The sequence below is a fragment of the Argonema antarcticum A004/B2 genome, from assembly GCF_023333585.1.
GTDB lineage: Bacteria > Cyanobacteriota > Cyanobacteriia > Cyanobacteriales > Aerosakkonemataceae > Argonema > Argonema antarcticum.
In genome coordinates, this window is record NZ_JAIQZN010000054.1 from 1 (window position 1) to 12199 (window position 12199).

11 protein-coding genes are annotated in these 12199 nt (G+C 41.7%); 7 read left to right on the top strand and 4 right to left on the bottom strand.

The features are described from left to right. Window positions 1-70: 70 nt before the first annotated feature. The 4 genes from LAY57_RS21365 to LAY57_RS21380 form a co-directional block, all read right to left on the bottom strand. Entirely contained in the window at window positions 71-817 is a 747-nt protein-coding gene (locus tag LAY57_RS21365; protein ID WP_249068870.1) for a hypothetical protein, read from the bottom strand. Between the two features lie 330 nt (window positions 818-1147). After that, complete coding sequence (locus tag LAY57_RS21370; protein WP_249068914.1) at window positions 1148-2200, bottom strand: D-alanine--D-alanine ligase family protein; 1053 nt, start codon at window positions 2198-2200, stop codon at window positions 1148-1150. 377 nt (window positions 2201-2577) lie between these two features. Next, on the bottom strand, window positions 2578-3165 hold the full coding sequence (locus LAY57_RS21375; protein ID WP_249068871.1) for an HD domain-containing protein: 588 nt from the start codon (window positions 3163-3165) through the stop codon (window positions 2578-2580). Further along, window positions 3143-3979, bottom strand: coding sequence for a TIGR03985 family CRISPR-associated protein (locus tag LAY57_RS21380; RefSeq protein WP_249068872.1), 837 nt, complete (start codon window positions 3977-3979; stop codon window positions 3143-3145). Before LAY57_RS21380 ends, LAY57_RS21375 begins: the two co-directional genes overlap by 23 nt. Window positions 3980-4278: 299 nt before the next feature. Between LAY57_RS21380 and LAY57_RS21385 the strand changes: the two genes are divergently transcribed. The 7 genes from LAY57_RS21385 (at window position 4279) to LAY57_RS21415 (ending at window position 12159) form a co-directional block, all read left to right on the top strand. Next, window positions 4279-4584 carry a CRISPR-associated protein Csx3 gene (locus tag LAY57_RS21385; protein ID WP_249068873.1) on the top strand — a complete coding sequence of 102 codons (306 nt, stop codon included), beginning with the start codon at window positions 4279-4281 and terminating at the stop codon, window positions 4582-4584. A gap of 19 nt (window positions 4585-4603) precedes the next feature. Continuing rightward, window positions 4604-5176 carry a hypothetical protein gene (locus tag LAY57_RS21390; RefSeq protein ID WP_249068874.1) on the top strand — a complete coding sequence of 191 codons (573 nt, stop codon included), beginning with the start codon at window positions 4604-4606 and terminating at the stop codon, window positions 5174-5176. A 61-nt stretch (window positions 5177-5237) separates the two neighbouring features. Then, on the top strand, window positions 5238-6548 hold the full coding sequence (locus tag LAY57_RS21395; protein WP_249068875.1) for a PDDEXK family nuclease: 1311 nt from the start codon (window positions 5238-5240) through the stop codon (window positions 6546-6548). Window positions 6549-6561: 13 nt separating this feature from the next. Then, entirely contained in the window at window positions 6562-8202 is a 1641-nt protein-coding gene (locus LAY57_RS21400) for a Cas10/Cmr2 second palm domain-containing protein (RefSeq protein ID WP_249068876.1), read from the top strand. Window positions 8203-8205: 3 nt separating this feature from the next. Beyond that, window positions 8206-8922, top strand: coding sequence for an RAMP superfamily CRISPR-associated protein (locus LAY57_RS21405; RefSeq protein ID WP_249068877.1), 717 nt, complete (start codon window positions 8206-8208; stop codon window positions 8920-8922). Then, the gene (locus LAY57_RS21410; RefSeq protein ID WP_249068878.1) at window positions 8919-10607 is read left to right on the top strand and encodes an RAMP superfamily CRISPR-associated protein; all 1689 of its coding nucleotides are present in this window, start codon (window positions 8919-8921) and stop codon (window positions 10605-10607) included. Before LAY57_RS21405 ends, LAY57_RS21410 begins: the two co-directional genes overlap by 4 nt. Next, entirely contained in the window at window positions 10600-12159 is a 1560-nt protein-coding gene (locus tag LAY57_RS21415) for an RAMP superfamily CRISPR-associated protein (RefSeq protein WP_249068879.1), read from the top strand. Before LAY57_RS21410 ends, LAY57_RS21415 begins: the two co-directional genes overlap by 8 nt. The last annotated feature ends 40 nt before the right edge of the window (window positions 12160-12199 follow it).

Here is a 12199-nt window from a genome sequence, read left to right on the forward strand (position 1 = left end):
CCACAGAAGGCAGAGCGGATGAAACTCGAAGCCTACACTATATTTGGTACTCCGAATTAGTGTAGGTACTTCACTTAGGTTTTCTCAACAGCGAAGATAGAGGCTGACGTTTTCGCAAATCCATACTTTCTGCCAATTTGGCCTTTTTCCCTCTTTCCCTGGCGTTGTTTGGCAATGAGGGCTTACCCTGCGTAACAGGGGGTAAACCGCCGCCCAGAGAATCTGCTACAGCTAAACTTGAGGGAGCCGATCGTTGGGGCGTCTTGACAGCAGGAACGGCTCGACGAGGTGAAGAAGCCTTCTTTTGCTCTTGCCGATCGACTTGGCGTTGGGAGTTAGAACGCTGTTTGAGTGGCTTACGAAGCTTGCGACGCCTACGAGAGCCTTTTAGCTGTTTTAAGATTACCCAGGAGCCTGTAGCACAACCTAATGCGATCGCACCAAACAACCACGCGGTCGGATTGTTCTGACTTCGATCCTCTAGCACTGTGTTCTCAGTAGCCACAGAAGCATCAGCTTCTGATGCTTCTCCTTTTTTTACATCACCGGGGTTAGTCAGACGGAGCATGGCAACGCTACCTGCCAATAGAATTGTTGCCAACAGGGCACTCCATACCAGTAGGGGACGTTTCTGAATCAGTTGCAGCAGGGGATTAACGCGAGTCGGTGGCGTGGTTTTTTTCCCTTGCCGATCGAGATTCCCTGTCCTGGGCCGCGATGATTCCTCCCCCACTCGCGCCGGTTCAGCACCACGCTGCCGTTGCGTTGCGGTTCTTAACGGGGGTGTTTGCTGCTGTGCAAGTTGGTTTTTTGCCATACCCACTCTTTAATACCTACACCTTATCCTCACAACGATTGTATGCGCTCGTGCAAAAGGTAGGCAACCATTCTAAGACGTATAACAAAAGTCAGTCATTCAAAAGTCACTCATTCAAATGCTTGCTGTGAATTGGTTCTGGCGTTTTAAGATGTCCTAATAGCCTTGACTGCTGCTATATAACACGGGGCATAGACTATATGTTAAATTTTGACCATTTTTGGCTCTTTCGGAGTTGTGATGCTTTTGTTGAAAAAATCACATTTTTATGCCTCTGCTCCTCTGCTCCTCTGCTCAAATAGCATAGTAAATCAGGAATAGCCCGTTTTTTCACGACTTATGCCGTTCTAACGCTGCTTGAATTAACTTGTCCGTTAATTCTGGGAAAGAAATACCGCTATGCGCCCATAGTTGAGGATACATACTCGTGGACGTGAAACCTGGTAAAGTATTAATTTCGTTAATCAAGACTTCGCCTGTCGCTTCAACGTAGAAGAAATCCACTCGTCCCAGTCCGGCTGCATCAAGAGCGACAAAAGCTTTTACGGCCATCTCTTGAATCTGAGCAGCGACATTTGGCGGTATATTCGCTGGAATGAACAAATCTGCTTTGCCTTCAGTATATTTAGTTTCGTAGTCATAAAAATCACTATTATAAGTAATTTCTCCAACTACAGAAGCCTGTGGGTTATCGTTACCCAAAACAGCGCATTCCACTTCCCGCGCTTGAACTCCTGCTTCTACAATCAGACGCCGATCGTAACTAGCTGCATTATCTAGCGCTTTTTCCAGTTCAGTGCGCGATCGCACTTTGGCAATACCCACCGACGAACCCAAATTAGCAGGCTTCACAAAACACGGATAACCCAACTTTGCTTCAATTTCATCGCATAGTTTCGGGAAAACACAAGGATTAGACCAAACCTGAGATCTGTTAATTGCCATATATTTTACCTGCGCCAATCCAGCGGAGGCAAAAGCTGTTTTCATAGCAATCTTATCCATACCCACAGCAGAACCCAATACCCCCGAACCGACAAAGGGAACTTGCATCAAACTCAGCAATCCCTGAATCGTACCATCTTCACCATTTGGCCCGTGTAAAATTGGGAACCAGACCTCCACCGATTCAGCTTGGGTGGGAAACTGCCAAAGATTTCCGTCGCTGGCAAATTGCTGGGGAACACCTGAATCCAGCACCTGTTGTGCTTTTTCCCCACCTTGCCAAAGACCATCTTTTTGAATGTAAAAAGGCAGAACTTCGTATTTATCGGCATTTTGTTCTGATTTAAGCGCTTTTGCGATCGCTTTTGCCGAACTGATGGAAACTTCGTGTTCTCCCGATCGACCCCCAAACAGCAGCCCCACTCGCATCTTATTCACCATTGATACCTCTGACACTCCTCTTCGCAGCTAGCCTATCACACCCGGAAAGTACCTCATACGGAATTCGCAACAATTATCCCCTTATTCTCTCCCTCTTCTTCTTGGCGTTCTATAGCGCTATCGCGCATGGCTAAAGCCTGACGGCATGAACACGCTAAGGCGTCTTGGCGGTTCGTTAAAAAGGGGGTAGTTAGCCCGGATTTGGTATCATATCATGTCCTTTAGCATCCTTATTGCATAGTAAGGACGGGTTTAGCTAGGATATTTATGAGCAGCAGAGTTTTTCTATAAACCCGCCCTACAAAACCTCAAACTATATGATAACGATGCGTAAGGACATCATATCACTCACCTGAAAAGCGCTGTAGCTGTTTTCAACTAGCAGCCTGAGTATCAAAACTTTCTAATTCCAATACTACTTTTTCAAACTCTTGCAACATCCAATGACGATCGCACTCACGATAAATTGGCAACAAAGCGCGATAAAACCACAAAGTTTGCTCTTTTCCAGCTTTAAACAAAGTCCAGACTCGCTCGCCATATTGATGCAATGAAGCCAAAAGAGAACGAGCATTGTGCAATTTATCTGCTAGAGAAACGAATCGAACGGAAGGCGAACTCACTTGCAATTGACGCAGATAACGTTGTTTGCGTTCCATCCAAGGTGGTTTGGGAATTACTTCCGATTCAGTGCAACCTTCCACAATCGCGAGAACTTGTGCCCCAAATTGATGGAGAATTTCTGATTTAGTTCGATCGCCTCCACGATCTTCCAAGCTGTCATGTAATAGAGCTGCGATCGCATCTTCTTCATTTCCCCCCGCTTCTAATACCAAAGCCGCCACAGAAAGCAAGTGAGCAATATAAGGAGTGCCATCAACTTTGCGAATTTGGTCGGCGTGCAAGTTCGTGGCATAAACTAAAGCATCTGCAAATTTCTCAGTCAGAATTGGTGTTTTCATCCTCATTAAACTCCTGTAAATACAATTGTGCTTCTGCTGCTACTTCCCGCGCTATTTTATGGCGTAACTCCCAAGGTAAAAGCACTTCACCTTTAGGTCGCCAAGAGCGCAAGCGTAATTCCACATTTGTATCGCCATCGCGATAGTATGCTTTGTAATAAGCATCTTCACGAGAACGACAACCAATCGCTTTTAATAAACTATGCTGCTGGTTTAAGTTGGGAGTTTGTTGCTGTATTAAGCCGATAGCTTGCTGATAGCTGATGGATTGAAATGTTTCATGGCGAAAAGTCTCTCGAATGTAGCGACGAGCGAAAGAGCGATCGAATCGTAATATCATCCACTTGGGTTCGAGGTAAAAATCAAATCCCCAAGCTGCGGCAATTTTCTCTTCAATTTCCTCTGGTTGAGGTAACTGTTTGGGATAAGACTGACGCAAACAGCGAGGCAAATTAAGATTCTCCCATTGCAAAGGCTGCATCCGTATAATGCGGTCTAAGCGATAGTTGTACCACTCACCTTGTTGAGTGGGAGTTTCACCGAACGCACAGAGATATATTGCTCGTTGTACATAGTAGATACTAACGGGATAAACAATACATTCAACCTTTTCTCTTACTCTGGCACTTTGATAAGTTAATTTCACTGGCGGAACCGGGTTTTGTTCCCACAGTTTTCTTAATTGATATTGCCAATCATCTACTAAATCGATCGTACTTTTGGGAATTACATAATCTAGGTGTAAAAAAAACCTTTGTACGCCTCTGACCTCTCGCGAGTGATTTTGGGCAATATTTGCCAGTTCTGGATGCAAAAAATTAAAGGAATATTGACTGGTTTTTATGGATTCTGATTCGCGATCGTTTTCGAGCGGATACTGAGGAAATTGAGAGACGCGGTAATAGCGTTGTTCTCGATATTCCAGCCAGCAGTAGGTTTTGCTTGAGGGAACCCCGCGCCAACCATTGCAGGAGGGGGATATAGGGCCGATCGCGAAACAGGGAAGCCGACATCATCGCTACAGAAGAAATTTAATTTTAGTTTAATTTTATTGGAAAAAGCCGCTTCCAGTCAGGTAGTATGATGGGTTTATTCGTGAATCCAATTCCCACCATGACTACTTACAAAATCGAGCTAGAAGGCGATGTGCTGAAAATAAACTTTGGCGAACCCGCCCAAAATGACCAAATTGTGCGCGATGCAGCCGCCCGGTTGGATGAAATGACGACAAACGGAGAACTAAAAGGGGGTGCATTGCTGAAAATTAATGGCCCAGCTTCATTACCCGTGGCTTGCGTATTAACGCACAAGGTAGCACATTTGTATGGTGCAATTAGTGTTTTCGATCCAAAGTTGGGCAAATATGTGGTCTGTATTACTCATAATCCAGCTTACAAAGTTGGGGATTTGATTGATTAATTAAGGTGAGCGATTAGTTATGAAAATTGTACTTTGTGGCCCGCCTCATTCTGGAAAATCTTGTTTAAGGGAAGGGTTGAAACAGGCGATTCGTCGGGTTGATGGTGCGCCTTATCCCTATGTGATTACTGCTTGTCCTGATGGGGAGGGAGCGTGGTTTTCTGAGACTGTAGGACGAAACCCTGATGAGGCCAGACAATTAAAAATGGCTTATAAATCTCAGTTCACAAACGACTTTGCTGCGGTGAGAGCGAAATGGGTGAAAGATTGTTTAGAGCCTCTGACGTTAGTTGATGTGGGTGGCAAGATCGATCCCAAAAATCGCCTGATTATGCAACACGCTACTCATGCGGTTATTTTAGCGGGGGAGATGGCTAAAGTTGCCGAATGGGAAGGGTTTTGTAGGCAGCTAAATTTGAAAATTATTGCGATTATTCACAGTGATTATGAGGGGAAGTGTGATGCGATCGAATGTGAATCTCCTATACTGAGGGGGAGCGTTCATTATTTGGAACGGGGGGAGGATGTTTCAAGTCGTCCGATGGTGCAGGTGTTGGCGAGGGTTTTGGTGGGGTTGAGTAATGGGGGGTGAGCGGTATTGCGTTTTTGGAACCTGAATCGTTGTTATAATTTACCTAAGTTTGGAGGTATCTATGAACAGTAACAATCCGTTAGAGTGGGAAAAGCATCAAGTCGATCATTTGTTTTTGTTGATTGGGGAGAATCCTTTACCGAATTATGTCGCGGCTCGGACGCTACTTCAAGTCGGTGGTAAGGTATATCTTGTAGATACTACTGGCACGAACCCAACAGAACCAGGTAAAGAAGGTCCATCACAACGACTGCGAGAAATCTTAGGTCTTAGCGAACAAGACAGAGTTCCCCTAGAGGACAATGAATCAGATGCCTATGAAATTAAGAAAACAATCACAGCTAAGGTTAAAGAAATTCAAGAAAAAGATAAACAAGATTATCCTGGCGAAACAAAACGTTTTGGACTCAACTATACAGGCGGAACAAAAGCAATGGCCGTTCATGTCTATCAAGCATTACTAGAACTGAAACTTTCACCTGAACCTGTCTTTAGCTACCTCGATCCTCGTAGCTTGAAAATGCGTATAGATCATCAGAATACACAACTAGATGTCTTAGAAGATAAAGTAAAAATATGGTTGGATATATCGTTTGAAAAGCTATTTGATTTACATAACTTACGGTGGAACCCTGATGATGAACCGATTAAAATTCCATGCTTAACTGAAGCAGCTAAAGATTTGGTTGATTTATATATTAACCAACGAAACTCAGTTGCCGAAGGATACCGCAAATGGCGTGAGGACATACTAGCAAAAGAAGCCAAGTACCAAAATAGACACTGGCTATATGAAAATCAACTAAAATCTGTCTCACTTGATTTGAGTAATTTACCGTCACCAATCCAACAAGTTTTGAAGAAAGGACTAAATCTGAGCAGCAATCAATTGGACTTAAAAGTTGCTAAAAGCTATGGATTTAATAAAATTAGTCAATTTTGTGAATGGTTGAATTGTGGTTGGATAGAGCATTATGTACTCTGGCAAGTTCAACAAATTAGAAATATTGAAATTAATGAAAGTGCAATGTCATTCCACATTGAAGATTCTGATAACCCTAATGCAAATTGGGACAAGTTTGAATTTGACGTTGCTTTTCGACGTGGTTATCAACTATTTGCGTTATCTTGTACCACTGCCATTTATGATGATACTTGTAAGGAGAAACTTTTTGAGGCTTATATTCGAGCAAGACAACTCGGAGGTGCAGAGGCAAGAGTAGCTTTAGTCTGTCCGCATAACGATCCGGCTCGTCTGGAAAAACATCTCAAGATTTTGATGCAAGACAAAAAAATAGCTGTTTTTGGGCAAAGGCATCTTAAGAAGTTGTCAGAAAACATTTCTAAGTGGATTGAAGGTCAGTCTTATTAATTCAGGAGTCGCTATGAGTGAATATACAGCAACAGTGATTGATACAACAGGAATTCAGAAATATGTCTTTGGCAGCAACCGACTTAAAGAAAATATCGGCGCTTCTCATTTAGTGAAGTTGGCAACGACTCAATGGGTTAAAAAGTGTCTTGAGGAGCTTTTTCCTAGCAGTGTTTATATTCCTGACGAAACCAAAGATGAAGTCAAACCTAGAATCAATACCGATGAAAATATCAATGCTGAATTAGTTTATGCAGGTGGTGGCAATACAGTTTTGCTGTTTAGAAGTGTGGAATATGCAAGACATTTCACCCAAAAGCTAACCAGAAAAATACTCAAGGAAGCACCGGGACTGAATATTGTTATTGCTCACCAGCCTTTTAACTGGGATACAGACATATTACAGCAAGTTATTGAGCAAGACTTGATAAAAGGGAAATTGGATGCTCAAAAGAGACAACCCAGAACATCCGTTCCATTGCTAGCTTTAAGCGTAACAGCTACTTGTAAATCAACTGGGTTAGTAGCAGTAGAGGATACTGATGACAAATATGGAATCCCTAAAGGAGAGGGCTATCTTGCTTCAAGAGAGATTATTGCCAAACTCATAGCAGCAGATGAGGCTAATACTGAACTAAAAGAAATGCTCTTTGAAGGAAAACCCAGTAAGTACAAAGTCGCTCGTGATGTCGATGATATGGGTCGAACTGAACAGGAAAGTAGCTATATTGCTATTGTTCACGCTGATGGTAACAGAATGGGTAAGCGATTTGAAGATTATGTAAAAGAGGAGTGCGATCGCGTTAATTCAATCCCAGAAAAGAATGAAAAATGTATTATGGCCATGCGTAAACTGTCTTGGGCAGTGAATCAAGCTGCAAGTAAAGCAATAAAAGAAGTTGGTAAGCTAGTTATTAACACAATTGAGACAGGAAAGTTTACGCCGAAGGACAATTTTTTACCATTTCGTCCGATTGTTTATGGGGGTGATGATGTTAGCTTTATCTGTGACGGGCGACTTGGATTACCACTAGCAGTTAAATTCTTGAAAGAGTTTGAGAATTTGACTGAAAACTTACCCGATGGAAAAGGTAAAGCTACAGCTTGTGTTGGTATCGCCATAGTCAAGACTCATTATCCCTTTTCGAGAGGCTACGAGTTATGTGAAGCACTATGCAGCAATGCCAAAATCTTTGTCCGAGACAAAATAAAAACAGGCAACCGCTTATGGACAAAACCATTATTTTCTGCTATTGATTGGCATATTGCTGCTAGTGGGGTGTTTGGCTCCATAGGTGAAATTAGAGAACGAGAGTATCAAGTTGACCAAGGAAAGCTAACAATAAGACCTATGCGATCCCACGAATACGGCGATGACTGGCTGACTTGGACTAATTTTGCAGAAGTTGTTAAAACTTTTAATGAACAAGAACCCTGGAAAGATAAGCGTAATAAAGTCATTGCTTTGCGAGAAGTGTTAAGAGAAGGTGAAAACGCAACAGAGCAGTTTCTTAATGCTTATGGTATTGAGGAATTACCCGAATTTTCTACGAAAGCTAATTCATTAATGAAAACGCAGGGATGGTTGGATAAAGTTTGTTACTACTTCGATGCCATTGAAGCAATGGAATTTTACATTCCATTAGGAGAATAATTTATGTACGCAATTAAAATTAAACTATTGAGCGATACAACATTTGGACGAGGAGATGGAGTCGCAGGATTAATTGATTCAGAAGTAGAACACGATCGCTATGGTTTTCCCTATTTGAGAGGACGCACACTCAAAGGATTGCTAAGTGAAGAATGCGATAACTTAGTGATTTTGATTCCAGAAAGTCAACGTCAGCGTTGGTTAGAAGCAAGAAATACTTTGTTTGGCGAACCAGGTAGCACCGATAAAACAATGGCAAAAATGCACGTCGGTGATGCTTGTTTACCTTCGGACTTACGAGAAGAAGTTGCATTTCAACTTCAAAAAGAAGAAGACAAAAAGCGCAAGGATCAATGTTACAAGCCCTCTGTAACCTCTACAGATATTCTTGCTTCCTTAACTGCTATCCGCCAACAAACCGCGATCGATCCTGAAGATGGCGCACCTGCGGAACATAGCTTGCGGTCATTTCGAGTTGTAATACGCGATCCTGTCGATGCAGCACCGAGTTTTGAGGCTCCTTTGTTCTTTGATGAAAACCCTACACCAGAAATGCTGGCACTTTTGGGAGTCGGGACGCTGGCACTTCGACGCATAGGAAGTGGACGCAACCGAGGTAGAGGCCATGTACAATGCACCCTGCATTACAGAGACAAATCCAAGAATATTAATGAGGACATTACTAGAAAATTTATTAACTGTTTTGAGGTACTTAAATGAAAGCCATTACTTTTTTGATCCATACACATCAACCAATTCTTGCTACATCATTACAAGGCGATCCAAACAGTGATGTTTCTTATCCTTATATTCCTGGTAGCATGATTCGCGGAATGTTGATTAGTCGGTATTTAAGGGAACATACAATCCCAGAAGCAGACATTTTGGATAACACAGAAGTAACGCGATTATTTTTTGACAGTACAACTCGTTATTTGAATGCTTATCCTTATATTGCCAATAACTCTGACAGTGATGACAAGAACCGCTGTTTGCCTATTCCACGTTGTTTGTACAAAAATAAAGGAATAGAATTTTCTGAGGGGGAAGAGCAAGAGGTTTATGATTTTAGTCAAAATAAACCTAATGATGACGATTTTTCACCCAAATCATTAGGAGAGGATATTTTTTGTAGAGTTGAATACAGGGATATACAACTCTATAAGGTTAAGCGTAGAATTAACATTCACAATCAGCGCGATCGCAAACGTGGTAGAGGCACTGATGGAAGTGGTGCAGTATTTCGCTACGATGCCATTGATGCAGGTCAAACTTTTCAATCCGTCGTTTTATGCGATTCTGAAAAAGATGCTGAAATCATTAATTTATTACTGACTCATCCACAGGAGAAAGAACAGATTAACGCTTGGCTAGGTGGTTCTCAAAGTGCCGGTTATGGTCATGTCACAATTGAATTATTACCTGATGAAAATAACTGGAATGAGGTAAAAGATGAAAATAACTGGAATGAGGTAAAAATTGATTGGGAAGACAGGAGTGAGCGCCAAAATAATTTAACCATTACTCTTCTGAGCGACACAACTTTACGCGATGATTACGGTCAAAATACAACCGCTACTCAGGAACTTGTCAAGGTAGTTTCTGAAACTTTAGGAGTACAGCTTAAGCATATAGATACCTATGCCACCAGCACAATTGTGGGAGGATTTAACCGTAAATGGGGTTTGCCCTTACCGCAAGTCGCAGCTTTTGCAGCAGGAAGTGTTTTTGTCTTCAAATCAGAACCATTAGAGTCTCAAAAAGTTGATAATTTAGAAAGACAAGGGATAGGAGAAAGGCGAGTTGATGGTTTTGGTCGTATTGTCTTTAACTGGTTAAGAGAAGAAAGCACTTTTTCGGCTATTAAAATAGACTCTACAGCAAATTCTAAACCAGAGGAAAAACCTTTAAGTCCAGAATCTCAAGAAATTTCTCAAAGGATGGCAGAAAGACTACTGAGGCAAAAATTAGATGAGTTACTACTAGAAAGGTTAGAAGCTAATACCCCAAAAGATTCTACTAAAATTTCCAATAGTCAACTGTCAAGGTTGATGATTGTAGCCAGAAAAGCTTTGGCTGAAGGCAAGCCAGATCCACTTTATGAATTACTTGGTAGAGATGAAAATTCTGATAACTTGACTAAGACTGCTCGTACTCAGTTTAAACAAACTGAAATGAGCAATGGGAAAAAATTAGATGAGCAAATTAGAGACTGGTTAAAAAATCCTGATATTTGGATTCTTTCGGCTTGGGGGTCAAGACCTACAGTTAGAAATAGACCGAGAGTTACTATTGCTCAACAATCAGAAATTCTGGATGATAATAACCAGTTATCACTAGAGTACACCCTCCGTCTGATTATTGCAGTTACTAAAAAAATGATGAAGGATAAAAACAATGACTAAACTCTATAGAACCGACCATCGAAATATTATTAAGCGTATTATTGTACGCGGTACTTTGGTGCTTGATACACCAACTTGTTTAGGCACAGGAGATGCAGATAGTCCCACCGATTTACCGTTGCTGCGGGATAGCCTTGATGATAAATATGCTTTGCTCACAGGTTCATCAATTGCTGGTGCATTAAGGAACTATTTACGGGAAAAAAATAAGGGATATGGAGAAAGCGATCGCCGTTATGATCGAGCAGTTTTACTATTTGGAGATCTGTTCTCTTATAAGGATGAAAAAGATAAAAGTGAACCGGAAAAAATTAAATTAAGGGAAGATGATACCCAAAGTCCTTTAATTATTGATGATGCGATCAGCACTAAACCCATCCAATCCGAACTCAGAGATGGAGTAAAAATCAATAGCATCACTCGTACTGCGGCTGATAAAGCTAAATACGACTTAGAGTTACTGCAAGCCGGAACTGAATTTGCTGTGTGTTTTGAATTGTTGATTGATAAAAAAGAAGAAGATAAAAGCAAACAGGACGTTTATGAAGCTGAGTTATGCAAAGGATTAGCGATCGCACTCCAAGGCTTAGAACCTAAAAATGGTTCAAAAAGTGGCGAAATTTGCCTTGGCATGAAAAAGCGGCGGGGTTTTGGTCGCTGTCATGTTAAAGAGTGGCAGGTTTGGAATTTCGATCTAACAGATGCAAGCGATCGCATGGCTTGGTTACTCTTCGATCGCGAATGCACCAACAAGCTACCTGTTGTTACAAACAAAATCGCTGATGCTTTAGGGGAGGTATTAGATGAGGGAGAAGATCGGCGCGATCGCTTCCTCATCCACGCCACCTTTAAATTAGTCGGTTCTCTCCTAATTCGTTCCGGTCAAGCTGCAACCGGACGCGCTCCTGATGTTGTACACTTGAAATCTTATCGACCAGATAAGCCCAATCCAGAATCAGTATTATCCGGTACGAGTTTAGCAGGAGTATTGCGTCATAGAGCAGAACGTATTGTCAAAACATTGGGTAGTTGTTCGCCAATTGTCGATAAGTTATTTGGTTATGTTGTAGGTAAGCAATCCCAAGCTAGCCGTTTAGTTGTTCACGAAAAAGTTATTGAAAAGGCAACTGAGTTAGTGCAAAATAGAATTGCGATCGATCGCTTTACAGGGGGTGCATATCATGGAGCATTATTTGACGAACAACCTATTTTTGGTGGTGATGAAACTTGCGTCACAATTGAATTAGAGTTGCGTCAGCCAAAAGAGTATGAAATTGGGTTATTATTGCTATTAATCAAAGATTTGTGGACAATGGATTTACCTGTAGGGGGTGAAAGTAGCATTGGACGGGGACGTTTAAAGGGAATCAAGGCAGATTTAATTCGACATCATCCAAAAGAGCCGAAAGGATGGACAATTGCTGAAGCCAACGGAAGTTTACAAGTTATGAATTTAGCAGATCCAAAACAGTCAGAAGATTTAGTCAAAGATGAGCTAGAAAGATTTGTTAAAGCTTTGCTAAAAGAATTAGGAAAAGAGGTGGAAGTATGAGTGAAAACACAAAGCGATCGCAAAGCCCATCCAAGATACC

What these genes read in the sequence shown, in the direction of transcription:
- LAY57_RS21365 (WP_249068870.1), bottom strand. Translation starts at nt 817, where the DNA reads ATGGCAAAAAACCAACTTGCACAGCAGCAAACACCCCCGTTAAGAACC.
- LAY57_RS21375 (WP_249068871.1), bottom strand. Translation starts at nt 3,165, where the DNA reads ATGAAAACACCAATTCTGACTGAGAAATTTGCAGATGCTTTAGTTTAT.
- LAY57_RS21385 (WP_249068873.1), top strand. Translation starts at nt 4,279, where the DNA reads ATGACTACTTACAAAATCGAGCTAGAAGGCGATGTGCTGAAAATAAAC.
- LAY57_RS21390 (WP_249068874.1), top strand. Translation starts at nt 4,604, where the DNA reads ATGAAAATTGTACTTTGTGGCCCGCCTCATTCTGGAAAATCTTGTTTA.
- LAY57_RS21395 (WP_249068875.1), top strand. Translation starts at nt 5,238, where the DNA reads ATGAACAGTAACAATCCGTTAGAGTGGGAAAAGCATCAAGTCGATCAT.
- LAY57_RS21400 (WP_249068876.1), top strand. Translation starts at nt 6,562, where the DNA reads ATGAGTGAATATACAGCAACAGTGATTGATACAACAGGAATTCAGAAA.
- LAY57_RS21405 (WP_249068877.1), top strand. Translation starts at nt 8,206, where the DNA reads ATGTACGCAATTAAAATTAAACTATTGAGCGATACAACATTTGGACGA.
- LAY57_RS21410 (WP_249068878.1), top strand. Translation starts at nt 8,919, where the DNA reads ATGAAAGCCATTACTTTTTTGATCCATACACATCAACCAATTCTTGCT.
- LAY57_RS21415 (WP_249068879.1), top strand. Translation starts at nt 10,600, where the DNA reads ATGACTAAACTCTATAGAACCGACCATCGAAATATTATTAAGCGTATT.